General features: G+C 57.1%; 21 protein-coding genes and 1 pseudogene. 14 read left to right on the forward strand and 8 right to left on the reverse strand.

The genetic code is table 11. The features are described from left to right. Nucleotides 1–149: 149 nt before the first annotated feature. Entirely contained in the window at nt 150–2,147 is a 1,998-nt protein-coding gene (locus ACP7E0_RS25080) for a putative bifunctional diguanylate cyclase/phosphodiesterase (RefSeq protein WP_426128824.1), read from the forward strand. Nucleotides 2,148–2,216: 69 nt separating this feature from the next. Here ACP7E0_RS25080 and repB read toward each other — a convergent pair whose 3' ends face one another. Further along, nucleotides 2,217–3,242 carry a plasmid partitioning protein RepB gene (gene repB / locus ACP7E0_RS25085; RefSeq protein WP_426128826.1) on the reverse strand — a complete coding sequence of 342 codons (1,026 nt, stop codon included), beginning with the start codon at nt 3,240–3,242 and terminating at the stop codon, nt 2,217–2,219. 2 nt (nt 3,243–3,244) lie between these two features. Next, a complete protein-coding gene (gene repA / locus ACP7E0_RS25090; RefSeq protein WP_426128828.1) occupies nt 3,245–4,444 on the reverse strand; it encodes a plasmid partitioning protein RepA in 1,200 nt (399 codons plus the stop codon). A 294-nt stretch (nt 4,445–4,738) separates the two neighbouring features. Between repA and rpsU the strand changes: the two genes are divergently transcribed. The 4 genes from rpsU to ACP7E0_RS25110 all read left to right on the forward strand — a co-directional run bounded on the left by rpsU (nt 4,739) and on the right by ACP7E0_RS25110 (nt 6,180). After that, on the forward strand, nt 4,739–4,972 hold the full coding sequence (gene rpsU / locus ACP7E0_RS25095; protein ID WP_113314708.1) for a 30S ribosomal protein S21: 234 nt from the start codon (nt 4,739–4,741) through the stop codon (nt 4,970–4,972). Nucleotides 4,973–5,070: 98 nt separating this feature from the next. Then, a complete protein-coding gene (locus ACP7E0_RS25100) occupies nt 5,071–5,517 on the forward strand; it encodes a hypothetical protein (RefSeq protein WP_426128830.1) in 447 nt (148 codons plus the stop codon). Between the two features lie 150 nt (nt 5,518–5,667). Then, on the forward strand, nt 5,668–5,916 hold the full coding sequence (locus tag ACP7E0_RS25105; protein WP_426128831.1) for a DUF982 domain-containing protein: 249 nt from the start codon (nt 5,668–5,670) through the stop codon (nt 5,914–5,916). 33 nt (nt 5,917–5,949) lie between these two features. Beyond that, entirely contained in the window at nt 5,950–6,180 is a 231-nt protein-coding gene (locus tag ACP7E0_RS25110) for a DUF982 domain-containing protein (protein ID WP_426128908.1), read from the forward strand. 54 nt (nt 6,181–6,234) lie between these two features. On the opposite strand, the gene ACP7E0_RS25115 is transcribed toward ACP7E0_RS25110, so the two are convergent. Together ACP7E0_RS25115 and ACP7E0_RS25120 are read right to left on the reverse strand one after the other, a co-directional pair. Beyond that, nucleotides 6,235–7,140, reverse strand: a complete 906-nt coding sequence (locus tag ACP7E0_RS25115; RefSeq protein ID WP_426128833.1) for a S1C family serine protease — start codon at nt 7,138–7,140, stop codon at nt 6,235–6,237. 378 nt (nt 7,141–7,518) lie between these two features. Next, on the reverse strand, nt 7,519–10,368 hold the full coding sequence (locus ACP7E0_RS25120; protein ID WP_426128835.1) for an ATP-binding protein: 2,850 nt from the start codon (nt 10,366–10,368) through the stop codon (nt 7,519–7,521). A 311-nt stretch (nt 10,369–10,679) separates the two neighbouring features. Between ACP7E0_RS25120 and ACP7E0_RS25125 the strand changes: the two genes are divergently transcribed. The 7 genes and pseudogenes from ACP7E0_RS25125 (at nt 10,680) to ACP7E0_RS25155 (ending at nt 16,257) form a co-directional block, all read left to right on the forward strand. Beyond that, nucleotides 10,680–11,714 (forward strand): enoyl-CoA hydratase/isomerase family protein, encoded by a 1,035-nt coding sequence (locus ACP7E0_RS25125; protein WP_426128837.1) that lies wholly within the window; start codon nt 10,680–10,682, stop codon nt 11,712–11,714. Nucleotides 11,715–11,767: 53 nt separating this feature from the next. Beyond that, nucleotides 11,768–12,565 (forward strand): annotated as a pseudogene (locus ACP7E0_RS25130) (SDR family NAD(P)-dependent oxidoreductase); the annotation flags it as partial. A gap of 135 nt (nt 12,566–12,700) precedes the next feature. Beyond that, nucleotides 12,701–13,297 carry a VOC family protein gene (locus ACP7E0_RS25135; protein WP_426128910.1) on the forward strand — a complete coding sequence of 199 codons (597 nt, stop codon included), beginning with the start codon at nt 12,701–12,703 and terminating at the stop codon, nt 13,295–13,297. A gap of 82 nt (nt 13,298–13,379) precedes the next feature. Continuing rightward, the gene (locus ACP7E0_RS25140; RefSeq protein ID WP_426128912.1) at nt 13,380–13,763 is read left to right on the forward strand and encodes a cupin domain-containing protein; all 384 of its coding nucleotides are present in this window, start codon (nt 13,380–13,382) and stop codon (nt 13,761–13,763) included. Nucleotides 13,764–13,788: 25 nt separating this feature from the next. Beyond that, entirely contained in the window at nt 13,789–15,105 is a 1,317-nt protein-coding gene (locus ACP7E0_RS25145; RefSeq protein WP_426128839.1) for an epoxide hydrolase family protein, read from the forward strand. A 132-nt stretch (nt 15,106–15,237) separates the two neighbouring features. Continuing rightward, nucleotides 15,238–15,951, forward strand: coding sequence for an SDR family NAD(P)-dependent oxidoreductase (locus ACP7E0_RS25150; RefSeq protein WP_426128841.1), 714 nt, complete (start codon nt 15,238–15,240; stop codon nt 15,949–15,951). Between the two features lie 66 nt (nt 15,952–16,017). Continuing rightward, nucleotides 16,018–16,257: a tautomerase family protein gene (locus ACP7E0_RS25155; protein ID WP_426128843.1), complete on the forward strand. Its 240-nt coding sequence runs from the start codon at nt 16,018–16,020 to the stop codon at nt 16,255–16,257. Between the two features lie 56 nt (nt 16,258–16,313). Here the strand turns inward: ACP7E0_RS25155 and ACP7E0_RS25160 are convergent, their stop codons facing one another. From ACP7E0_RS25160 to ACP7E0_RS25175, 4 genes are all read right to left on the reverse strand, one after another. After that, complete coding sequence (locus ACP7E0_RS25160) at nt 16,314–18,200, reverse strand: adenylate/guanylate cyclase domain-containing protein (RefSeq protein WP_426128845.1); 1,887 nt, start codon at nt 18,198–18,200, stop codon at nt 16,314–16,316. 316 nt (nt 18,201–18,516) lie between these two features. After that, nucleotides 18,517–18,870, reverse strand: coding sequence for a hypothetical protein (locus tag ACP7E0_RS25165; protein WP_426128847.1), 354 nt, complete (start codon nt 18,868–18,870; stop codon nt 18,517–18,519). 392 nt (nt 18,871–19,262) lie between these two features. Beyond that, a complete protein-coding gene (locus ACP7E0_RS25170; protein WP_426128849.1) occupies nt 19,263–20,264 on the reverse strand; it encodes a sensor histidine kinase in 1,002 nt (333 codons plus the stop codon). 89 nt (nt 20,265–20,353) lie between these two features. Continuing rightward, complete coding sequence (locus ACP7E0_RS25175; protein ID WP_426128851.1) at nt 20,354–21,007, reverse strand: TetR/AcrR family transcriptional regulator; 654 nt, start codon at nt 21,005–21,007, stop codon at nt 20,354–20,356. A gap of 124 nt (nt 21,008–21,131) precedes the next feature. Between ACP7E0_RS25175 and ACP7E0_RS25180 the strand changes: the two genes are divergently transcribed. Then, the gene (locus ACP7E0_RS25180; RefSeq protein WP_426128853.1) at nt 21,132–22,499 is read left to right on the forward strand and encodes a cytochrome P450; all 1,368 of its coding nucleotides are present in this window, start codon (nt 21,132–21,134) and stop codon (nt 22,497–22,499) included. Nucleotides 22,500–23,098: 599 nt separating this feature from the next. After that, the gene (locus tag ACP7E0_RS25185; RefSeq protein WP_426128855.1) at nt 23,099–23,500 is read left to right on the forward strand and encodes a hypothetical protein; all 402 of its coding nucleotides are present in this window, start codon (nt 23,099–23,101) and stop codon (nt 23,498–23,500) included. The last annotated feature ends 1,111 nt before the right edge of the window (nt 23,501–24,611 follow it).

Here is a 24,611-nt window from a genome sequence, read left to right on the forward strand (position 1 = left end):
TCACATAAGATAGTGCTTGGAGATGCACGCTTCCGTTGTGTTGTCCGATCTGAAAGGATCGTAAGCGTGCAGCTGCCTGAGCAGCGGCCTTCGGTGGAAATGCAGTGCCAAAACTCCGCTGAACGCGACGCAACTCAATGGAACAGTGCATGAAGCACACGCTGGCCGACGTAGTGGAAATCGATCTGCACAAGCAGCCTGAAAGGCCGTTGTCAGCAGAACTCCGCTCACTTTACAGAAAAGAGGGCGAAAGCACCCGCAGACATGCAACCCGGCAGGGGCTGTGGGTTGCCGTTCTGATCTACGTCCTCTTTTCCATTCCGGACATTTTGCTGATTTGGGATGTGGCAACCTACACTATTGTCGCCCGTTTTGTTGTCGGCATAGCAGTCCTGATCGCCTTTGAAATTCAATTTCACAGAAACGTTAAAACGGATTGGCTCGATCGAACCTGCGCCGCGGCGCTTGTGTTGGGATATGTCGGCTGGTTGTGCCCGGCAATGATGAGTCACCAGATGCAGAATCTGTCCTATTACATGGTTTTCGGCGCCATTTTCATGATGGGCGCTAACCTCTTCTTCAGCTTCCAGTTCCGTCTCTCGTTGATGACGTCCGGCATCGTACTCGGTATCTTCTTCCTGTCGCTCCTTTCTTTTTTTCCGGACAACTCAGCTTACCCGCTGGCTTTCGGCACATTTTACGTCTCCTGTTTCGTCTTTACCTCATATGTGAACTGGAAGCTCAACCGCGAACGATACAATGTCTTCCTGAACGCGTTTGAGGCCCGGCTGCAGCAGAAGGAGGCCTCGGAACGAGGAGACGCCTTGCTCCGGCTGTCAAATACCGATCCTTTGACAGGTTTGGAAAACCGTCGGGCGATCGACCAGAGGTTGCGGGATTATTGGGCCGGTTGGCAAAGCCACCGCACCAGTTTTGCCGCGATCCTGATCGATGTAGACTTCTTCAAAAAATATAACGACTGCTACGGTCACCAGGAAGGAGACCGCTGTCTCATTCTTGTCGCGGATGCGCTCACTGATTCGATACGCTCCTACAACGGTTCAATCGGCCGTTATGGCGGCGAGGAATTCATCGTTTTGGCACGCGTGGAAAGCAAAGACCAAGTTAGGGAACTTGCTGAAACCATCTGCCGAACCGTGGAAAACATGGGTCTGGTGCACCAGCAGCGCCGCGATGGCATGTCTATCGTCACAGTCAGCGTCGGGGCTGCATTCACCAGAAGCGAAGCCGGCACGAAACTTGAAAAGATCATTCATGAAGCCGACCGTGCCCTGTACGGCGCAAAGGCAAGCGGGCGGAACTGCGTCAAGCTGTTTGATCCGAACGATCCGCATAGCAGCGACGAAAGCGAGAATGTCGCCGCCCTGTTGAAAATCGCTACGGCTCAAAACCTCGTGTCGCTGGTTTATCAACCGATCCGCAATGTCTCATCGGGCAATGTCGAAGCTGTTGAGGCTCTGATGCGCCTGACGATGATTGATGGCACGTCGGTTTCCCCCGGCCTGTTCATTCCTATCGCCGAGCGAACAGGGGCCATCCTAAACCTTGGATACTGGGCGATCCGAACGGTTTGTTGCGAACTTCTGATCGACAATCATGTCCGCGTCGTCAGCGTCAATGTTTCTCCGATCCAGCTCAAGACACCCGGTTTTGCAACATCCGTTGCTGCTATTCTGGGCGAAACGGGCGTTGCCGGCGGCAGGCTTGCCTTCGAGATCACCGAAGGTCTTGAAATGGAGATGAATTCCGATATCCTCCGATGCATCAGCGATCTGAAGACACTGGGTATCAAGATATGGCTCGACGATTTCGGAACGGGTTTTGCCGGCCTCTCCTGGCTTCGTCTGATCGATTTTGACACGGTGAAGATCGACCGTTCATTCTTGCATGACAGTAATACCCCGAGGGGCGAGGCCATGCTCCAGGATATTATCGGGCTCGTCCGCAACCGGGGCCATAAAATCCTGGTAGAAGGCGTCGAAACGGACGAACAGCTGGCTCTGATGCATGAATTCCGCATCGATCAGGTGCAAGGTTTCCATGTCGGCCGTCCGGCACCGGCGGAAAAATTCCGGGCGAAACCCCATGTCGACGAGGATGCATCGCGTTTGCGAAGACCGGCGTAGCAGGATCAACGTACAAAGCCGGTCTCGCCAATTCGGGTTTCAAAGCCGATGCCCGGCCCCTTGCGCTGTTCAGGTCGCAGTTGCTGCCACTTCTTTCGACTGCACAAACTCTTCGTAAAGCGTGGTAAGCCGGGCTTCGATATAGGACCCGAAGTCCGGCTCAACAGTTTTATCAAAAGACAGTTTCAGCAGGTCATCGGTCTCAGAAATCTTTACGGCCTTTTTGCCTATGCCAGTCTTCCAGACAGAGATTCTTGCCTTGTCGCGAATTTTACGAAGGTGATCATAGACCAGCTGAAAGCGCTCATTCGATTTCAAGTTGGCAAAACCAGGTTCGACGACAACCTTGAGAGCTTTCGCCTTCTTGCTCTCATCCTCGATCAGGTCGGCAAGCTCAGCCCAGCGCGTGCGCCCGAAATCCGGAGCCGCCCCGATGGCTTCAATCAATTCCGCAGGCAGGCGGTTTACCAATGCGATCATTCTGGAGAGAGCCGCCTTGTCCACACCGAGAGCCGACATGATGAGGTCGCGGCTGAAATTTCGTTGTTCCAGCCGTGACGCAAAAAAAGACCGTTCGATGAATGTCAGGTCGGTGCGCGCATTGTTTTCCTGCCCCTGACTTACGACCAACTGTTCGTCGCTCAGGTCCCGGATAACCGCTTTGACTGTCCCGCCGATCTTGCGGATGGCCGCCAGACGCCGGTGTCCGTAGGCAACCTGGAAACGTCCTTCCCTTTCTGGATGCGGACGAACAAGGATGGGGACTTGCTGTCCATGATCGCGGATCTGGGCAACAAGAATTTGCTGGTCCTCGAAACTGATACCCAAACGATCGACAACGAATGAACTGTCCACGACGGCGGGATCGAGCTCGACAATCGCCTGTCCGCGCGCAAGCTGTTCCTCAAGCGCATCGACACGCTGCGCCTTCTCGTGGATACCCCCCAGGGACTGCGAAATAGCCCCAACAGGGCTGGCGCGCTTCAATGGCTTTTCAAATCCTGCCAGAGGACGCGAATTCGCAAAAGGCGGCTCGCCTTCGACCGCCGAACCCGTTTCAGCCTGCGGGAGCGAGAATACATTCTTGCGCGCCATTGTTATTTCCTTCCCCAGGTCCGTTTGACTAGATCTTCGATTTCGTTATTGACCGCCGTGAGGGATTCCAGTGCGCGGTCGTAGGTTCCCCTGGTGAATTGACTTCTTTCGACTTCATAAAGTGTCTGTTTGGTCAAGCCGGCATCGGAAATGGCGGTCGATTTCAGCATTGCGTTTTCCAGCACGCGATTTCCGAAAATGGATCTCATGAAACCTGACATCTGCGACTGCGGTCCATCATTGGGCTCATAGCGGGTGACCAGATATCGCATCCAATCATAGTCCATCGAACCGCCGGCCTCTTCGACGACCGACAGGAGGTCACCCGTCATATGCAGGAACTGGCTCATCGACATGACATCGAGCATCTGCGGATGCACGGTAATCAACACGGCCGTTGCAGCGCAAAGAGCCGATAGCGTCAAGAAGCCCAGCTGGGGCGGGCAATCGATAACCACGATGTCATAGGCGCTTTCGATCTCGGCCAGGCATTCACCAATGCGCGCAAAGAACATCGAATCCGTTTTGTGCCGCCCGGCGAGAGCCTTCGGCGTCTCATGCTCGAACTCCATCAGTTCAAGATTGCCCGGGATGATGTGGAGATTGGGCGTGTAGGTTGCGCGCACAATCTCCGTTACGTCACGCCTTGCTGCGTCGTAACGGATTGCACCATAGAGCGTCTCGTTCTCGCCAACATCCAGTTCGGGCTGATGTCCGAACAATGCAGACAGCGAGGCCTGCGGGTCGAGATCGATGGCCAAAACCCGGTAGCCGCGAAGTGCTAGAAACTGTGCAAGATGTGCCGATGTCGTCGTCTTGCCGGAACCGCCCTTGAAGTTCATCACCGAAATGACCTGAAGCTTCTCACCGTCGCGCCGGTGGCGAACGTACTTTCGAGGCCCCTTGCCCCCTTCGTCGAGAAAGTGACGGAGATTTTCAATATCCTGCACGGAATATTGCCGGCGGCCGTTCGCCAGTGGTTCAGGCCCATGCCCGTCAGCGACGATCTGGCGAAGGTAGCCCTGATGGATACCGATGAAATCAGCTGCCTCTGCAGGCGTGAATTGGCGAATGCTCTTTTGGGCTGTCGGCGGAAATGTCCGCTGCTGGTGCGCCCGCAACTGGCGGGACAGTTCCTCGGCGTCCGAAGAGATCAACGAGCGCAAAGTCTCATTGGTTTTGCCGCTTGCCGTGTTCAACATATAGGTCTCATTTTATCTGCGCTTATTTTCTGTTTAACGTCTAAAATGCGCTGATTGCACTAATTCCGATTCTCCACTGTATGGCAAAGTCTTTTTGATAAACAACCCATGAAAGATACCTTCAGGCGGGATCGAGCCTGTTGTACGCGTACAATCCTCGACCGCGACGTTGTCGACCTCGTCGATACCCGGACAGAAAAGTAAAAAATCGTGATCGACACCGCTGGTAAATTTCAGCGGAATCGCTAGATTGCCCCCGCCTTCTAACGGGCGGTCAGAGTTGAAAGATTTCAAATGCAGGTATTAGTTCGCGACAACAATGTCGACCAGGCGCTCCGGGTGCTGAAGAAGAAGCTTCAACGGGAAGGCGTCTTTCGCGAAATGCGGATGCGTGAAGCCTATGAGAAGCCGTCGGTAAAGAAAGCACGCCAGAAAGCCGAAGCGATCAGCCGTCAGCGCAAACTCGCCCGTAAGCAGCTGCAGCGCGAAGGCCTGTTGCCGGCACCAAAAAAGAAAACGGGTGCCTGACGCAGGACCAAGCGATCATCAGCACCGATCATTCATGGCCGGTCCTGTTCATGGAACCGGTCCTTTGAGCCGGTTTACCGTGCAATCCTAGGCGTTCCATGGCCGTATTTTTCAGGACCTCGATAACCGACGCCACAGCATTTGAAATGCTTGAGGAACGCCTGTCGAGCGGTATTGATTTTGACGGATACTTCAACTTGTTTGGTGTGCAGGACGAGCTGACCGTCTCCTGGACACCGGCCATGAGCGCTGCTGAATTCAAGCACGACGTGACAGACGCCCTGCGGCTGGTATGGGAGACCGCGCGTTTTTGGCTGGTTTACCAGCGCAGTGACAGCCGCAACGATCTGGGAATAAACGAAATCAGAAACGCGGCGATCAGGCTGAGCCGCGGCTATTTTGAAGCAGTCGTCGTCACGCTCTGCCTGCTTGGACGCGCTGACAATAAAAGCGATCTCGAACTGATTTTCCTGTGCTTCCGGGAGGAGGCCGAGCGGCGCAATTTCCGCGTCCGGTATGAAGGCAAGTTCGTACCGACGCCCTAGCTCCTTGGACAAAATTCGATTTTCACACAGCCGGGCGTTTTCAAACGAATCCCGCCGGCGATGATCACGGTATCTCCTGGGAACAAATATTAGCGCTCCGAGTTATTCTGGTGGTTCTGGGAGGAACCCAAAGATGATCTAGAAACGGAAATGAATTGCAGCAATATCTGCTGGGCTGAGCCCGTACGGGTGCGTGTTGGCCACGGTATACCTGTCGAGATCGATGGTCCGCAGTCGGCGTTGAACACAATGACGCAACGATGGCCGCAAAAGCGTGGCGAACACTACGACCGTGCGAGAAGCCTTTGCATGGCGGCGCTGGGCAGGCGCGTATCGGCCACCTCCATTCGTGACGACTTCGTCGCGGCATGTTTGGAAGCAGGGATACTCGCCCAATAACTCATGACCCAGATCATTCGCATACACATCGGGATGAGATGGGAGTACCCGGTTCGGGTTCTGGCCGCGGATGGCAGGGTAGACAAAATCGTCGGCCCGGGTGATGCCCTCGCCTTCCTCTTGAAGGGTTGGAACTGTCATAAAGGCCCATCCTACAAGATCGCCCGAAAGTCCTGCCAGGGTGCCCTACGCGGGCATATCGGCACCGCACTCTCTCGCTCCCATTTCATCACGGCATGTATCGAGGTAGGTGTTCTTGAATGAGGCGGAACAGCCCCGGGCGTTAAAGCCAAATCCGCCCCTTATCTGTTGCCAAGGCTACTGCAGCTGGGGCTTTTTCAAGAAACTGTCGCGATCAACCGACTTCACGCGAAGCCAGGCCTCACGGCCATCACGTAATATCCTGACGGGAATTTCTGATCCCGCTGGGCCACTTTTCCAGACCTGACGGTAAAAATCGGCAAGGCCTGCAATCTCGCTATCGCGAACTTCCGCAATGATGTCCCCACCCCGTAACCCAGCCTTGGCGGCGGGCCCATCAGCAGCAACACTCATGACAACCACGTCGCCGTTGCTCTCCGTCGCAAAGGCGCCAAGCCACGGACGCGCCGGCGTGTTCACCTTTCCTCGAGCAAGCAAATCGTCAAGAATGGGAGGAAGCAGATTGATCGGCACAACCATATTGATATCGGAACTGGTTCCGTTCCGGCTCATTACCAGCTTGAGGGAGCCGATCCCCAGGAGCCTGCCGTCCTGCCCGACAACGGCAGCACCACCCCAGGAGGGGTGGGCAGGCGCAACAAAGATCGCTTCGTCCAGCAGGTATTCCCAATATCCGGCGAACTCCCGCTTCGCCACGATCTTCGTCTCCAAGGATCGGCCAAAGCCGTCGGCAAAGATTGCTGGGTCGCCGACCTGCACTTTTGTAGCATCGCCGAGCATCAAGGCCGGGCTGTCCAGTGCGCCAAGCGCTCGAACGAGACCCAAACCAGTTTCCTGATGATAGGCAAGCGAATGACCGGCGACGACCTTTCCATCAGCCCTCGTGATCCAGACTTCCTCCGCTTCGGTGATCAGATAGCCAATCGTCAGGACCAGGCCATCCTCGCGAATGACCACGCCGCTGCCTTCACGCACAGTCCCGAGTGAATGCGCAGTAAAGGCATCATCCGGGATTATGGTACGAATGCCGACCATCGAACGGGAGACTGCATGCGTATCCATTTTTTATCTCAACAGGAAGTTTCCAGGGCCTACGTGAGATAGGAATGCACATCGCGCCCCGCAAGCCTCCGAGCACGAAAGGTACGTTTTGCGGTGCGGCGCAAAGGCGCCAGGGAGAGGGTCGCTCTTGATCGCCTCCAGGGCCATATTGAACTTCGGCCTCAACTTCGCAGACCGTCCCGATCATCCCAGCAAGTTGCTCCGATTCCCGATCGCCTTGCCGGTATAAACTCGATTACCAGGGCCGCCATATCACCAGCATCATCGGATTGGGGATTAACGCCTTGCCGCGCAAATTTGATCGAAGCCAGACCAGGCTTTACCCGAAAAAATCCGTCCTCGTCGTCGGAACAGCCACAGTTGCCCTCCAAAGTCCGACTAGGCCAATTCGTCCAATAGAGCCTTGGCCCGTTTGACCCTCGGCGCAGAAAATCCCTCGCTAAGGCGGCCATATACTGGAGCCAGGGCCGCAAGCGCCTCGTCGTGTTTGTGCGCACGTCGCAACAGCTCAGCCAAGGAGATTGCTGCAGATAGTTCCCAGTAAACCGCCTGCTGCGCGCTTGCTTGTCCCATTGATTGGCGCAAGGAGCTCTCGATCAACGCCGGGTTCTGTGAGCCACGCAGGACCAGAAGTTCAGCTTCTACCCTGTGGATTTCAGGCACGAACCAGCGGTAGTCTGTGTCGACCGCGAACCGCAGCGCCTTACCGATTTCCTCAAGGCTCTCGTCGAACCGACCGATAGCTCCTAATGCGGCGGCAAGCTCCGTCAAAAAAAAGGGATAGAACAGAAGATAAGTTGCTTGTTGCATTTCAGCGAGGCCGCAGCGGAGAGGTTCGATCCCCGCCTCAGGGTTGTCACCCCTCGCCGCCAGGCTGCCACGGATACAGAGGCCAACTGCGTGGAACGGGCGCAACCCGTGTTTGTACGCGATATGCACGAGTTCTTCGCCAAGGGCGCTTGCCTTGTCGAATTCGCCAAGGCTCAACGCGACGAAGCCGGCTGTCCACGCAAGAGTGACACACAGTACGAACGGTTGATTGGTTTCCCGCGCCTCTTCGATCGCCTGGCTTGCCGTCCGGGAAGCTGCATCCAAAAATCCTTGCGACAGCAGATTGACCGTGTTGTGCGCCATTGCCGACGTTCGCACATCGGCGCCGAGCCGCATCATATCGCGCCGCCGTCTGGCGGACGGATATTGGTCAATCACCCACTGTAACCGCTCGCTAGCCTCGGCGTGCGACGCCATATAGGTCTGCGGTATTCCCACCAGCCAAGCGGCCGTTGCTTGGGATTGCAGGTCACGCCCGCTGGCAACCACTTCATATTCGCGAGCAAAGGCGAGTGCGTCTTTCAGTGCCATCGAGCGAGCGGAAAAGAGCCAAAGGCCGCAGGTTGCGCGCTGCTGGTAGTCGAAATCCTGAAAGGCATGTGCAAGCGCCAGCCCCCCGGTAAGCATGTCCCGGGCTCGAGGGCTCATCCCCTGAGTATAGATCAGGGCGTAGCCGAGGCTGCATCGCAAAACCATTTCCGTGCGGGTTCCGGTGGCGTCGCCAAGCTGTCCGAGCGCCTTTCCGGCCCACTCGCCTGCCTCAGCGACCAGCGACACCGCGACCCAGAAATCGCTTGCAGCGGCGGCAAGCGCAACTCCGAGAGTAGCGTCTCCACCAGACGACAACGCCCATTTTAACGCCCCACGAAGATTGCCAGTCTCTAAGCGAAAGTCCTCGAGTTCGTCGAACGTTGCGTCGAACTCGTTCTCTAATGCGAGCGGTGAAAACAGGATCAAGCAAAATTCCGCGAGGCGGCGCATGGCCTCGCCATATTCATCCGCTTCCGCCAGCTTCGCGATTGAGTACACTCGAACGGATTCCAGTAGTCGCCATCGTCGAGCCGTCTCCGATCCCTCCAGCACCACCAGAGATTTGGAAACCATGCTGGAAATACCAAGTGCGACACTCGATTCTATACCGGCAACCACCGCCGTGGCTGCCTCGATCGTGAACCCCGCGGGGAAGATTCCAAGGTGCCGAAGGAGCCGGCGCTCCGCCTCGGGCAATAGATCATAACTCCAATCCAGCGTCGCGCGCAGCGTCTGATGTCGCGGCAGGGCGGTGCGACGGCCGCCGGTAAGCAACGCGAAGCGATCGTCAAGGCGTCCTGCAACCTGCTGGATGCCGAGCGTTGCTGCCCGGGCAGCCGCGAACTCTATGGCGAGCGGAATGCCGTCCAGTTGACGGCAGATCGAAGCAATGGCCGGCAGTTTATCACCCTGCGGCTCAAAATCTGCCCGCAGCGAACGCGTCCGAGCAACGAATAATTGCACGGCGCTATGCTCCAGGGCATCCTGCGATCCCTCCAGATCCTCGGATGGCACCTCTAGCGCCGGCACAGGATAGGCACACTCGCCGTCGATCCGAAGGAGCTCCCGGCTGGTCGCCAGCACATTGACTTCCGGGCACACGCGAAGGACGTTTTCGGTGAGCGCGGCTGCAGCCTCGATGACATGCTCGCAATTGTCGAGGATCAAAAGAGCCCTACTGCCGCCGATCGCCCTGGCCACCAATTCCGGTGAGAGCTTCTCGCCGTGTATTTGCAGATTGAGGACATGAGCAACCGTCGATGAAACCCGGTCCGGCTCTGATAACGACACCAACTCAATGAATAAGACATCGCCCTGGAAGGTTGGAAACAATCTGCGGCCAACTTCCGATGCAAGCACTGTCTTTCCGATACCGCCCGGACCGGTCAATGTCACCACACGATGGGCCGAGACGAGGACAGTCAGGTGTTTGACTGCGGTCTCACGCCCGACGAGCGGCGAGGTGGCCATCGGAATATTGATCGTGAATGGAACGGCTGGGGACTGTGCCCGCTCGTGCAGATGGTGCTGCGTGGTAGAATTTTCTTGCCGCGCTGTCCAGTCGCCGAGCAGCCGGTAGCCCCGGCCGGCGGTTGTCTTGAGGATATCTCGATCGTCGGCGAGAACCTTCCGGATCGCAGAAATATGGACCTGAATCGTGTTGTCCTCGACGACGAGACCGGGCCATACCCGCTTCATCAGATCGTCCTTGGTCACCAGTTCGCCGGCCGATGCCAACAATGTTTCGATAATCTCGAAGGCACGGCTGCCGATCGGTACCACTGAGCCAAGGGACCTTAATTCCCGACGCGCGAGATCGACCTCCCAACCGCGGAACGCAAACACGCGTAGTTCTTTCTGTCCCACCACGATGACCGTCTCATTTTGTTCAGGTCCGCCAATTTATAATTTAGGACCCGCTTACACGCAATGGCCGCCCCTTATTGCGAGCATAGAACGGTACGACCCCTATCGGCAGCGATCAGACGGTTTCAGAATATTTCAGGTTTGCTCACAGAGCTTAAGTGGCGCCCCAATTGGACTGCGCCTACCATCCGTTCATTAGGAAAACGGCCGCCGGCCACCAAAAATTCCCACGGAACCGCCTGAGAGTTGGCGATTCAATACAGGAGGACGACATGTCATCAGTATCGCTTTCACCTCTGCCGCACGGCCGATTGGAGAAGTCGCCGCTTGGTGCCGCAGCGCCAGAGAAGAGTGTTCCGACGCAGCGAAACTTCATTGGGGCAAGCAGACCCAGTGCTGTCTCGGCAGGAATTCTTGCCGTCGCAATCATGATTGCCAGTGCGGCCCCGGCGGCCGGCGCGCCCGCTCAAGTCGTGACAACCCAAGTGACAGCAACTTTGCCCCAAAGTGCAACGTCATCCGCAAATCAGGTACTTGTGGAGCGGCGCACGCCTTCCTACTGGCGCGTAACATTCAACAATCCGCCATTCAACATCTTCGGCCCGGAAACCATCCCGCAGCTTAACACCGTGATCACGGCGATCGAAAATGATCCTAACCTCAAGGTCGTTGTATTCGACAGTGCGGTTCCTGGGTTCTTCCTCACTCACTATGATTTTGTTCCTCCGTTGTCAGATTCCACAGGCCTGCCATCCGGGCCGACCGGTCTTCATCCTCTGCCCGACATGCTCGTTCGCTTGTCGCGCGCGCCGGTCGTATCGATCAGTTTGATCCGTGGAAGAGCGACCGGCGTCGGGAGCGAACTTGCGTTAGCGACCGATATGCGTTTCGCAAGCCGCGAAAAGGCCATCCTGTCTCAATGGGAAGTCGGCGCGGCGCTCGTGCCGGGTGGCGGACCGATGGCAAGGCTTCCAAGATTGATGGGCCGCGGGCGGGCACTGGAAATACTGCTCGGCGCCGACGACATCGACGGCGATTTGGCCGAGAGATATGGCTACGTCAATCGCTCGCTGCCGGACGATCAGCTTGACGGGTTCGTGAATGCGCTCGCTCTGCGCATCTCGAACTTTGACGGCAAAGCAATTGCCGACACGAAGCGGCTGGTCGATTTCGCAAGCCTTCCCAGTGATCCGGAGATCGCCGCTGGATGGGATGCATTCATAACATCCGTTCAACGTCCTGAGGCGCAAGCCAAAATCACCCAACTTATGAAACTGGGTCTGCAAACCAACGGCGAGATCGAACGCAAACTTGGTCATTACACCGAGACCCTCACCCAGGACTAACTCTCGTATCCTCGGACAAATCGAACCGCGCACATCAAACAGGGGAAGCCCCAATGACAACCGCCAAAAACGGTATCGCCGTGATCACCGGCGCCTCGGCCGGTATTGGAGCGATCTATGCCAATCGCCTGGCGCATCGCGGCTACGACCTCATCCTCGTGGCACGCAACCAAAACACGTTGGACGATGTGGCCCATCGCCTGGTCAGCGCAACGGGTCGTAACGTGCAGACCGCTGCGGCCGACCTCAACAACAAGACAGATCTCAAACGAATCGAGACGCTGTTGGCCACCAATCCCGCCATCACCATGCTCGTCAACAACGCTGGCGTCGGCGCCCTGGTATCGCTGCTTGAATCAAACGTCGATGAGATGGAGGCGATGATCGCCTTGAACATCATCGCACTCACACGGCTCACATACGCTGTTGTTCCTGCTTTCGTGGCCAGCGGACGTGGCACGATCATCAACATTTCCTCGGCCGTCGCCATCGCGCCGGAGATTTTGAACGGCGTCTATGGCGGCACCAAATCCTTTGTACTGGCGTTCAGCCAATCCCTTCACAAGGAGCTTTCCGACAGGAATATCCGTATCCAAACCGTGCTCCCCGGAGCCACCGCGACCAATTTCTGGGCCGCGGCCGGTGGCTCCTTGGACAACCTGCCCGGCAAGATGGTCATGCAATCGGATGACCTCGTTGATGCAGCACTTGCCGGCCTGGACCAGGGCGAACAGGTCACGATTCCCTCACTCCCGGATCGGGCCGATTGGGACGCATACGAAGCGGCACGGCAAAGACTGATACCGAGCCTTTCCCTTAGCAACCCATCGGCTCGCTACCGCACCCCTGCACCGCTTAGTGTGCCGATCCACAGCAGCCAACCCAACATCAGAAAGGAAACGACAATGCCACAGTTAGAAGAATCCCGTCAGGGCGACAAAAAATCCGATACGGCAATCCGGACCGCGATCGCGCTACCTCTCGACATGAAGCTTGAGGTTGCCACCATCCCGGTTTCGGATGTGGAACGCGCCAAGACTTTCTACACAGGCCTTGGCTGGAGACTGGATGCCGACTTTACCGTCGGAGATGCGTTCAGGGTCGTGCAGGTCACTCCTCCCGGCTCACCCAGTTCCGTGCACTTTGGAACGGACGCTACATCAGCAGAGCCAGGCTCAGCTCAGGGCCTTTTCCTTATCGTCTCGGACATCGAGGCGACACGGGCCGAGCTTATCGCCCGCGGCGTCGCGGTAAGCGACGTGTTTCACCGCGCCGGTCCGGGAAAGCCTGCGATCAGCGGCCGGGATCCGCAGCGGCGCAGCTACGGCTCGTTCGCCACATTCAGCGACCCGGATGGCAATACTTGGCTCCTGCAGGAGGTCACCACCAGGCTGCCAGGACGCGTAGACACGGACACAACGATGTTCACGTCATCGATCGAGTTTGCGGCCGCGCTTCGACGCGCCGCCTCCGCACACGGCGAACACGAAAAGCGGAACGGTGATCAACATGATGCAAACTGGCCAGACTGGTACGCCGCATACATCGTGGCGGAACAGGCCGGCCAGCCCCTCCCGCTCTGAAACGGAGCTTGCCTGACACCCACCATCGCCGCCCTATCGACAACATCTGAACCCTTAAAAGGTAGAGCAAATGAACACTCACATGGTCATCATCTCAGCCATTGCGCTGTCCATCATGCCGTTTTCCACAGTCCAGGCCCAGCAACTGCAGGTTCAGCGAACCGATCTCGTCAAAAGCGATATCAGCGTCCCCGGAAAGGAAGTTGTCCAGGTCAGGGTCGACTTCGATCCAGGCGTTTTCGCGGTCAGCCACAGGCATCCCGGAGAAGAAGTCGCGTACGTACTCGAGGGTACGCTCGAGTACGAGCTCGAGGGGCAAAAGCCCGTCACGCTTAAAGCTGGCCAGTCGCTCTTCATTCCTGCTGGAACGCCGCATTCCGCCAGGAACATCGGTGACAGCAAGGCATCGGAACTGGCCACCTACATCGTCAGCAAGGGCGTCGCGCTCGTCCAGCCGGTCAAATAGACCCCAACTGAGAAGGATTTCAGCCATGACAGGACAGAAATCAAATCAAGCAATGCAGATTTCCCGACGATCTCTGATAGTCGGCAGTGCTGCAATCGGACTGTCCACGGCCATCCCCACGCTGGCGATCGCCGCTGACGCGGTCGACGCAGCATCCGCCGCAGGCGGCGAGATCCGGCCGTTCCGGGCCGAAATTCCCGAGACCGCACTGATCGATTTACGGCAGCGTCTTGTCGCGACCCGTTGGCCGGATGACGAAACGGTGCCCGACAGGTCTCAGGGCGTGCAGTCGGCCAAACTGAGGGAACTGGTCAATTATTGGCAGTCATCCTACGACTGGCGAAAGGCCGAAGAGAAGCTCAACGCGGTTCCCCAGTTCTTGACCAACATTGATGGCCTGGACATCCATTTCATCCACGTACGTTCAAGGCATGAAAACGCACTGCCGCTCATCATGACGCATGGCTGGCCAGGTTCGGTCTTCGAATTGCTGAACGTCATAGGACCACTCACCGATCCGACATCTCATGGCGGCCAGGCAGGAGATGCGTTCCATCTGGTGCTGCCGTCGATCCCTGGATTCGGTTATTCGCAGAAACCGACCAGCACGGGCTGGAATCCACAACGCATCGCTACGGCATGGGACACGTTGATGAAGCGTCTCGGTTATAACAGTTATGTCTCCCAGGGCGGCGATTGGGGCGCGATCATCAGTGATGCCCTTGGCCGTCAAGCACCCGATGGTCTCTTGGGCATCCACGTCAACCGGGTCGAACGCGCGACAACGTTTCCCATTGCAGCAGCACAGGCGCTCATGAACGGCGCACCAGCACCAGACAGTCTCTCCCCGGAAGAAAAGATGGTTTTCGGAGAGGTTCGAGATTTCGTGAACAACGGCTTCGGCTACGCGGCCATCATGAATACCCGTCCCGAGACGATAGGTTACGGCCTCGCGGACTCACCTGTGGGCCTGGCGGCATGGCTGTACGACAAGATAGCCGACTGGGTGTTTACCCGTGGGGATCCGGAAACGGCTCTGAGCGCGGAAGCTATCCTCGATAATATTACACTGTACTGGCTGACGAATACCGGCCCTTCGAGCGGACGGATCTACTGGGAGAACACCGCTTCCGGAGCAAAATTGACACCCATCAAAGTTCCGGTCGGCGTCACCGTCTTTCCCGGCGAAGTGTACAAGCCGCCGAAGAAATGGCTCTCCAAGGCCTACCCTCAACTCGTCTACTACAATCAGGTTTCCAAGGGCGGTCACTTTGCAGCTTGGGAGGAACCCGAACTGTTTAGCGAAGAGATTAGAGCCGCGTTCAAGACCATGCGGACTTAAGCGCCGCCAATCGATGACTTTGCTTGAGCGCAAGTCATCTCACGCGGAATCTCGAGGTCTTTGCAGCGCTTCGCCACGAACAAATGCGCGTCGAACGGACGATGCACTCAACCGTCATGAAAGGATCAGATCATGAGCACTGAACAGAAAATCGCTATTGTCACGGGCGCCTCGCAAGGCATCGGCGCAGCCCTGGTGCGCGCTTATCGCGACCGGAACTACCGCGTCATCGCCACCTCCCGATCCGTTGAGCCCGATTCCGATGCTGATATTCTCGCCGTAGCCGGCGATATCAGCAAGCCCGAGACTGCCGAGCGCGTTGTCCGTGAAGCGCTAGAGCGCTTCGGCCGCATTGACACGCTGGTGAACAATGCCGGAGTTTTCGTTGCCAAGCCGTTCGTCGAGTTCACCCAGGAAGACTACGACAGAAACATGGGCGTCAACGTCGCCGGCTTCTTCCACATCACCCAGCGCGTCGCCGGCGAAATGCTGAAACAGGGCTCCGGCCATATCGTCACGATCACCACAAGCCTGGTTGATCAGCCAATTGCCGGTGTCCCTGCAGCGCTTGCCTCCCTGACTAAGGGTGGTCTAAACGCCGTGACCAAAGAGCTTGCCATCGAGTTCGCCAAGAGCGGCGTTCGCGTCAACGCCGTGTCGCCGGGGATCATCAAGTCGCCGATGAACCCGCCGGAAACGCACGCGGCACTCGCAGGGCTGCACCCCGTCGGGCGAATGGGCGAAATCCGCGATATCGTCGAGGCCGTCCTCTATCTCGAGACGGCAAGCTTCGTCACCGGCGAGATCCTGCATGTCGATGGCGGCCAGAGCGCCGGACGCTGGTGAGCACCTGATGGTAGTTCGGTCAGGTGCCGAAACAAACACATCAAGAGCTCGAAAAAGGAGACTGCAATGCCTATCGTCACCGTACAGGTCACCCGCGAAGGAACTGCACCTGGTCGCGTTTCGGTATCCGCCGAGGAAAAAGCGGCCATCATCGCGGGCGTCAGTCAGGTGCTGCTCGACGTGCTGAACAAGCCACTTGAATCGACCTACGTAGTCATCGAAGAAGTTGAGCTCGATAACTGGGGTTGGGGCGGGCTTCCGACGGTCCAGTATCGGCGACAGCGCGCCGAGGCCACGAAGCCCTAAACCTTGCATTACAGCTGAGCCCTACGATTTGGCTCAATCACCGCCGAGTGTCGACACTATTGTGGATGACTAATCGGTATGGCTTTGAGATGACTTTCAATCGTGTAGACGCTAACGGGCTCAAGCTTCCCGCGTATGATGATCGGCCCCAACGCCTTCACAGTAAGAAGGCCACGAGTTTTCACCAGCGTCGCATCCGTCAGCACAATCTCCAACCCGCTGCTCTTGGCTACGCCAACGAGCCGGCTCGCGAGATTGACCACATCGCCGATTGCTGTGTAGCTCAGCCGTTCTGCTGAGCCGATATTGCCGACCAAGGCCATACCGGTGTTGATGCCGATCCGCACACGGACTGCGTCATGTTTAGGCGACATCGGAGGCAGAGCATGCATAGAGGCGCTGATGGCAGCCGCGGCGCGACATGCGCGCAGTGCGTGATCTGGCTCATCACCCGGTGCATTCCAGATCGCCATAACCGCATCGCCGATAAACTTGTCCACCGTCCCGCCCTCGGCGTGGATGGCTGCGGTGGACAACGTCAAAAAGCCGGTGAGACTTGGCTCAACCCCAGCACCAAGTTCCTCTGTCAGTTCCGTGAAACCCGGCAGGTCGGCGAACAGGACTGTTATTTCCCTCAGCTCCCCCCCGGGCTTGGGCTCTATGTTGCCATCGACAAGAGGACGCACGACGTCGAGCGGAAGGTATCGTGCGAAAGCGGAAAGACCGTTCGACATCCGCTTCAACACGAGCGAAAAATCATCAAGCTCTGCCAATATAGTCGGGCGATACCGCACTGCTTCGAGTTCGAATCTCCCGATCAGATACAACTGCTCTGCAAGACGCGATAGGGGCCGGGCAAACAAAATCTTGGCGAACCCAAGCGCCAAGACTGCCGCAAATATGGCAACGCCGAGGACCACAAAAATCACACGCTGGCTGTTGGCGTCGTTGTCCCCAGCTAGGGTTGCACGCGGGATGGCGGCGACCAGCCGCCAGTCTTCAAACGGGAGTTTGCTAGAAGAGACGAAGACCGGCCCGAGGTCCTTACTGCCGATCAGAGTGCGAAAGCTGTCATTCTTTTCTTGCGTTTGCGCTGATAAAACTGACGCGGCCAAAGAATCCGACGTGGGGAAATCGTTGAGATGGCCAATCATCACACCGTCCAAAGCCCCAGAAGTCGCCAGCACCATGCTGCTTCGGGTGAGCAGGAAGATTTTGCTGTCCTTCGGGATCATAAGTGCTCTGAGCGTGGTTGAAAGCCGTTGTAGACTGACAGCGACCATGACCACGCCAGTGACATGTTCCTCCAAGCGGACCTTGCCTGAGACGACGATAGCTGGCTCAAACCCCAGCGGGAGCGTGTTGACGACGCTCCAAGATAACTGTTCGTTACTTTCGCCAAGCCTGTACCATTGAGAGCGTTCGGCGATATAGTTGCTTGCAATCTCAGGGCGGTTTTCAACTATGAGTTTGTCGCTCATCGAATTGTAGATTTTGCGGCGGAGCGGACGGGTATTACCTGAAGGCACGCCGCCGATTTCCACGATTTCAATTTTTCCTTCGGGAATTAAATGGGCCCCGTAGAAACGGCCATCGGGAGACGCAATGCCCATCCATGCGATCGCCGGTTGCCCCTTCATCAGCGACAACAATAGTGAATCGCGGTTCGTAGCGTCGCCAGGCCGGAACGTACTCAGTGCAAAAACTGATCTCGCGATTCCCGCCGTGCTCGAAACAGCGGTGAGACTGGAGACAAGCTCATTGCGGACCGTTGCGTTACTTTGGGCGTCGAGCATCGCTACTACTTTTTCGACATTCTGGCTAGCAGTCCGATACCAAATCAAATGGACGAGGCCTGCGGTAGAGAGAATGGTGAGCAGTAATAGCGTGAAGAACGCATGCTGTATTTTCACGCGGGGGAAGACGTTGGCATTTATATGCACGGGTTCGGCTACTCCCTCTTCACTGCTAACATGCGAGAACCGGGGCTGAAGTGCAAGGCCGAGTTGAGAGACGGGCCGACTGAGAAGGGCAGTGCGGGCGGCATCGAAAAATATCCATCGTCAACACTTGGGCGCGGCCAAGAAAAGCCGCGGCGTGATGATCCACTCCTCGACCCGAGCACGACCAATCGTAAAGCGCAGAGGGTATTGACTGCGAGTGCGGCGCGAAGCGTGGCCGCAACTTGAGGCAACAGGCTTGTAAAGCAGTTCAGCTGATCTTGAGGCGGCCTAGGTGCTGCTCAGATCGACGATTGCGTTATCGATCACAGCCTCTGAGCGACCCTAATGCAGCATCTATGGCGACAAATTCCGCGTCCAGCGCCGCCATCATCGCGGTCTTCTCCTCTCCCTCTCCGTTCGCGCTGACATTCAGTTCGCCGGCGTCGATCACCACGATGCCTTCGTCACTGTGCGATGATGCAGACACGCCGGCGGCGAAGCCGTGCCCGCGGAGGCCGCGGAGACTATGGGGCCTGAGCGCCCAGCCGGGCGGTTGCGCAGACATGCGCTGGCGGTTATTCGGGACGTCGCGGGCGATGGTCAGTTTGTGGGTGGGGGTGCGAATATCGCGGGTGGCGTCGTGGAGGAAGAGGTCTTCGATATGCACCAATTCGCCGTCAATCCACAGTGAGGCACAGGCGTCGGCAAAATGGGATCTTTCGATCCATCCTCCCCCAGTACGGCGGCTGCATCGCAAGTACATGGACGATCAAGCGTAAATACCTCAGGCAATGAGGCATTCATCGCAGATCCCGCAGCCGTCGTCGTCCATCCATCTGCTCACACGCCGGCAGCCTGGAGGGATGATTCAACCGCCGTGTCGAACAAAAAAAATCGGCCACAGATTCCGCCATTTCGTCGCTCCATCACCAGGGTGAAGATGAGATAGGGGCGCCAATTGCCGACGACAAGATCGGGCAATGTATGTGACGGGTCGTGGCCACCTGCGAGGCTAACCTGCCGCCATGAAATCTGGAATCCAAAACATGGTATATCGGCCAGTCACTTAGCGAGCTTGTCTCCGCTTAACTGCAAAACGACGACGACACCTTTTTCCGACCAGTCATAGGTGATCGTCCCTCCGAGCTGGCCGGATACACTCCGGTTGAGCAACTTGCTACCATACCCCTCGGCACCATCGGGGGATTCGACCGCCGGCCCACCACGCTCGGTCCAGGTAAGGGTCACCTCGTCGCCCTCTGTCGATCCGGAAAGGTCGAGAATTCCGGTATCGATGGAAAGGGCGCCATACTTCATGGAGTTTGTCGCCAGTTCATGGAATACGAGCGCCAACGCAGTCGCCGCTCCCTCCCCTACGCCCATGCGCGGTACCGCGACACGGATACGCCCTTTGAAAGCGCCTAGATCCTCGTAGGGCGCCAGCAGCACGGACAGTAGGTCACCCAACAGGGTCGCATGTCCTTGCGCACCGGGAATCGGCCTCACGAGGTCATGTGCCCTTCCAAGGGCCGCCAGTCGAGCCGTCAGCTCCTTGGCCATCTCCTTTGCAGTTGTCGTCGATTGCGCGGTGATGTTGGTGAGACCCATGGCGATGGCCAGGAGGTTCTTGACCCGATGGCTCATTTCGCCAGCGAGCAACTCGTTGCCTTCTTCGGCCTGTTTTCGGCCTGTTACATCCAAAAATACACCAAACATCTGGCCCTCGTGCAAGGCGGTGTCATCGCCTATGCCTCGCGCCGAGATCCAGCGTATCTCATCACCAATGATAATTCGGAAATCGATCTCGTATGAACCTACGATCCCCCGCGTTGCCGTAAATGCCGCGCGCACGCGATCACGATCGGCTGGATGGATATGGGCGGAAAGATCCTCGAATTTGACCTCCCCGCTTTTAACCAAACCCCAAAGCTTGAATGCTTGCTCGTCCATTGCAAAACGGTCGTCGGTGACGTTCCATGACCACAGCGCAACACCTGCTGCGTGGATGGCCCGACGAAGGTTTTCCGGCTTCCAGAGGGGATGGCTGGGATCGCTGAACGGCATCAAAATCTCCATGGACAGAGGTTGTGCTTAATATAGAAGTTCGGAGAAATCTATTGCAATAGCAGTCGAGTATCCCTTGTAATCGAACATCAAGGCACATCTTCCTGCGTGAAAGAACCATCGAGCATGGCCTGAAGCTCGATTTTCCCCACCTCCGAAAGGTATGGTTTAAAGAGGCTCGCGACCTGGTTTAGTCCCCAGTCGAGATGCTCCGGTGTTAGATCGTCAATTCCTTCTTGCAAGCTCAGGTAAACGGCCCAGTAGGTCGATACGATCCAGACATTGGCAAGCAGATGGGGGGCGTCGTCGACTGGGACGTCTATCAACTCAGCGGCCGTCATTTGATGGAGCATGCCTTCCACGACGACGCGCATACCCATGCTCAGCGTACGCGTTGGCTCGCGCAGCGACGGCGCAAGTGCGATTACGCCGGGCAGATCCCGGAAAATGTACCGGTGGGTCCAGACAATCGAAAACCAGCGCCGCATGAATTTCGAGTAAATGCCGGGCTCCGTGGCCGAATTCGAACTCGCGTGCATCATGAACGCAGATGCGTCTCCCTCCAGTTTCCTGAACAGAGCCTCTAAAAGCGCTTCTTTCGTTTTGAAGTAGTAATAGAGGTTGCCCTCATTGATCCCGACGGTGCGCGCAATTTCCGCGGTCGTGACCCGGTCCGGTCCCCTGTCGTTGAACAGGGCCAGAGTGGCTTGTAGGACCCGATCACGCGTACTTACACGTTGCATTTTCCCTCCACTGTCGCCCCCGGCCATGTTACCCCTTGCAAACCTAAGGTACACACCTTATTTGAATTAAGGCGGTTACCTTAACGGGTACTTTATCGTCGAGACGCAATCAAGGATTCGAGGCATGCCTACCGCGATTGAGAATGACACGGAGCTGAAGACAAGCTTCCCCCTGACGCCACAATCGACGCTTGGCGCGCTCGTGGCAATCGTTCGCAATCCGCTTGACGCTCTGCCCCCTTCGATCTTCAAAGAACCGCTCGTCTTCTCGAAGACCGCCGGGGAGGTAAAGGTCTATCTTGCAGACCCCGTCCTGATCCACGAGGCGCTGGTGAAAAACGCAGATTCGCTTGGAAAAGGCGACCAGGTTCGACGGGCTCTTGGACCGGCTCTCGGTGAGGGTCTGCTGACAGCGGACGGCGCGCATTGGAAGTGGCAGCGGCAGTCGGTCGCAGGCGCCTTTCGGCACGACAAGCTTGTCGAGCTGCAGCCGACGATGATTGAAGCCGCCGAGCGCACGCGCAACCGGTGGCTTGAGAATGGTCAGGGGACCATCGATATCGGCCACGAGATGATGCGCACCACATTCGACATTATCGTCGAAACGATGATGTCCGGCGGCCACGGTATCGAGGTGGGGAAGGTCGAGACAGGCATTTCCGATTTTCTCAGGCCGACCGGCTGGACGTTCGCGCTGGGCCTTGTGCACGCGCCCGAGTGGATACCCTATCCCGGTCGCGGCAAGGCGAAAGCAGCTGTCGCATTTCTGCGTTCCAGCCTCCTGAGCGTCATCGAGGCGCGGCGGAAAAGCCCGGATGATCGCCGCGACCTTGTGAACATGCTTTTGTCGGCCTCAGACCCTGAAAGCGGGAGGACGATGACTGATGCGGAAATCGTCGACAACCTCATGACCTTCATCACCGCCGGTCACGAGACGACAGCGCTCGGCCTCATATGGACCTTCGATCTGCTTGCTAGACATCCAGAAGTCGAGAGCCAGGTCCTGGCCGAAATCGACGCGATCACGGAGGGCCGGCCGATAACCGCCGTTGACGTTCCAAAGCTCGTCTACACACGCCAGGTATTTTCCGAGGCTATGCGCGTCTATCCGCCCGCCCCTATCATCACCAGAACCGCTCTCAAGGATTTCCAACTGGGCGAATACCTGATCCCGGCGGGAACCGTGCTGATCGTCCCGATCTATGCGGTCCATCACCATGCATCGCTCTGGCAGGATCCGGAGGTGTTCGACCCGGGCCGGTTCAGCTCGGAGGCTGCCAAGGCACGACATCGCTACGCCTATATGCCTTTTGGCGCCGGACCGCGGGTCTGTATCGGTAGTGCTTTCGCGGTGATGGAGGCGGTCGCCATTCTTGCCGTGCTGCTTCAAAAAGTTCGGCTTGCCGCCATCGAACCGCAACCGCCCAAGCCGGTCATGAAGGTCACGCTGCGGCCGAACAAGACGCTCGGTATGAATCTGGTCTTGCGGTAGGCTCGAATGCTCTGCGCAGACAGGCAAGCTTGCTTGACCAATGCGCATATCTACGAATATCAAAGCCTCACGTCACGCAACGCGGCCAAACCCTCTATCTTTCGGGGCAAAAGAAGGGTCCCCTCGATGTCGGTCATCCAACGCAACAAGGTAATCATTACAGGCAGCGGTACTCAAACGTTGCTGTTCGCCCATGGCGTTTCGCGACACGTGTTGAAAGTCGACTGGCCCCTTTAGGAACCCGCACTCTGGACGCGTAAGACAAGGAAGTGGAAGACACGATTGTCCAGAGTGCTCTCTCAAGCCTGCACATTATAATGCTTATCTTTTGGATCGTTCAACCCAATTCCGGTTCGAACCAGAAGCGCCACTGCGAATACACGCTCAGGCACCGCCGCCATCCCATAAAGATCGGCCTCGATCACAAACCCCCACCAGCATAGACAAGCACTGCTCCGCATGCCAGGGCGTATCGATGGCGATCGGACCAGTCTAAATGCCGCGCTCCATCCAATAGAGCCAGCACGACAATCGCCATAGACAGGCTTGTGATCGCGGTCATCCCCGTGGCCATCCTTCTGGAATGTGTCGCTTGAGACATGCTCGACGTCGTGCTCGGCGAGCCGGGGGGATTGATTTCCTCCGAAGGGCTTGCTGCAATTCAAGACGGATATGGATTGTGGCCCTCGGAAGAAGCTGGTCTCCTGTTCCGCCTGGAGGAGGCGGGCGTCCCGGCTATGGCTGGTAGCATGGGTGTTGCGGCACTTGAGGAAATCGCCCCGGGTTTTCGGGCACGAGGGGCACTTCCATCGTTCAGTTTCTCGATTGCGGCAGACCGTGCGATCACGATGGAGAAGTTCGGCCGCCTTGCGCGCTGTCGTAGGATCGACAGACCAGTGGCTAACACTGTTGATCTAACCGGCCCCTATGAGAGCGATGAGACCGGTCTTTTCGCGACCGTTGGCGAGGCTGGCGAACATTGGATGATGCGGGTTTCTTAACCCTTTGGCGCTGCGTCTTTGGAGCTGGAACCGTGTGATGGCGACTTGTTTCTGGCCTGCGGACCGGGATCTGCATGACAGTTTGCGCATTGCACCTTGGATACTGCCCTGGCTCTATTCGGTGCAAGTCAGCGCGGAAGGGCTGGTCTTCAACAGCGACCGAGGACGCGATGTGATGCTTTGCAAGCAGAAACCATTTCCAGTATTCATCTGAAGCATTTGGGCGTGGCCACTCTCGCATCCGCGTCCGTCGGTTGCGTAGAGGTCTGCGACCATGCCCCCAGTCATATGATCCCGCGCGGGATCATCAGGGAAACCCGACCTTCAGGCACCAACTGCGCCTGAAGGAGCCTGTTGAATACTCTGGAGACCTCAGGCAATTGCACACCAGGGTATGGCAGTCATCGTGCGTGTTTATCGGGGTGTGGACGGGATGCGCAGCGCGACCGGTCAGTCCACGAATTGCCAAGGCCAAAACGGGCAATGACATCGCCAAAAGCCCGGCCCGGAACTTCTACCGCTTGAAACCGTCCTCCAGAATGAGGGGTTGGCCGAAGGTTTGCCGCGCTGCTGAACGTGCGCTTAGCGCCAGTTCAATCGGCAATAACCGCACCATCTGTCCCCGCCAGATAACGTCCAATAATGTTGGATTTCCTACCCATCCAGGCATCCGGCGGGATGGTAGGTATCGCATCGGAAATTTATCACCAGACAGCCTGTAAGCAGTTAGATATTATCGCGCATGGGCGAGTTGTCTACACTATTGCGCGTCGCAGAGGCGCAACCTCATTCATCGTTTGGAAAAATTACGGCGCCTTTGTTCAATAGCGGATCTCCGGATATAAATGTCCAGCCGAATCCATTGGGGGCGAACACAACGTCTTCTGCCTCAATAAAGAGGGGTGGTATTTTTTGTCATTTTGAGGTGCATCTGGACAACAGTGCGCTGTGGAACCGGCAGATTTCGCCTGTCTTTGGAAATGGAAAACAACACCGCTCGGAAATGGTCGGCTGGCGCGCGTCTCATGAAATAACGCAGCTCCCTACCACGGGCATCTTATCGTCGAACGCCACGCGGTGCGGCTTTGAAAGCTCCCGGAACACATGAGGC

The organism is Pararhizobium sp. PWRC1-1 (genome assembly GCF_049897905.1).
Classification (GTDB): domain Bacteria; phylum Pseudomonadota; class Alphaproteobacteria; order Rhizobiales; family Rhizobiaceae; genus Pararhizobium.

Bases quoted from the DNA above. Each gene is read 5' to 3' on its own strand.
- ACP7E0_RS25080 (WP_426128824.1), top strand. From the start codon at position 150: ATGAAGCACACGCTGGCCGACGTAGTGGAAATCGATCTGCACAAGCAG.
- repB (WP_426128826.1), bottom strand. From the start codon at position 3,242: ATGGCGCGCAAGAATGTATTCTCGCTCCCGCAGGCTGAAACGGGTTCG.
- repA (WP_426128828.1), bottom strand. From the start codon at position 4,444: ATGTTGAACACGGCAAGCGGCAAAACCAATGAGACTTTGCGCTCGTTG.
- rpsU (WP_113314708.1), top strand. From the start codon at position 4,739: ATGCAGGTATTAGTTCGCGACAACAATGTCGACCAGGCGCTCCGGGTG.
- ACP7E0_RS25100 (WP_426128830.1), top strand. From the start codon at position 5,071: ATGGCCGTATTTTTCAGGACCTCGATAACCGACGCCACAGCATTTGAA.
- ACP7E0_RS25105 (WP_426128831.1), top strand. From the start codon at position 5,668: ATGAATTGCAGCAATATCTGCTGGGCTGAGCCCGTACGGGTGCGTGTT.
- ACP7E0_RS25110 (WP_426128908.1), top strand. From the start codon at position 5,950: ATGAGATGGGAGTACCCGGTTCGGGTTCTGGCCGCGGATGGCAGGGTA.
- ACP7E0_RS25115 (WP_426128833.1), bottom strand. From the start codon at position 7,140: ATGGATACGCATGCAGTCTCCCGTTCGATGGTCGGCATTCGTACCATA.
- ACP7E0_RS25135 (WP_426128910.1), top strand. From the start codon at position 12,701: ATGAAGCTTGAGGTTGCCACCATCCCGGTTTCGGATGTGGAACGCGCC.
- ACP7E0_RS25140 (WP_426128912.1), top strand. From the start codon at position 13,380: ATGGTCATCATCTCAGCCATTGCGCTGTCCATCATGCCGTTTTCCACA.
- ACP7E0_RS25145 (WP_426128839.1), top strand. From the start codon at position 13,789: ATGACAGGACAGAAATCAAATCAAGCAATGCAGATTTCCCGACGATCT.
- ACP7E0_RS25150 (WP_426128841.1), top strand. From the start codon at position 15,238: ATGAGCACTGAACAGAAAATCGCTATTGTCACGGGCGCCTCGCAAGGC.
- ACP7E0_RS25155 (WP_426128843.1), top strand. From the start codon at position 16,018: ATGCCTATCGTCACCGTACAGGTCACCCGCGAAGGAACTGCACCTGGT.
- ACP7E0_RS25170 (WP_426128849.1), bottom strand. From the start codon at position 20,264: ATGCCGTTCAGCGATCCCAGCCATCCCCTCTGGAAGCCGGAAAACCTT.
- ACP7E0_RS25175 (WP_426128851.1), bottom strand. From the start codon at position 21,007: ATGCAACGTGTAAGTACGCGTGATCGGGTCCTACAAGCCACTCTGGCC.
- ACP7E0_RS25180 (WP_426128853.1), top strand. From the start codon at position 21,132: ATGCCTACCGCGATTGAGAATGACACGGAGCTGAAGACAAGCTTCCCC.
- ACP7E0_RS25185 (WP_426128855.1), top strand. From the start codon at position 23,099: ATGCTCGACGTCGTGCTCGGCGAGCCGGGGGGATTGATTTCCTCCGAA.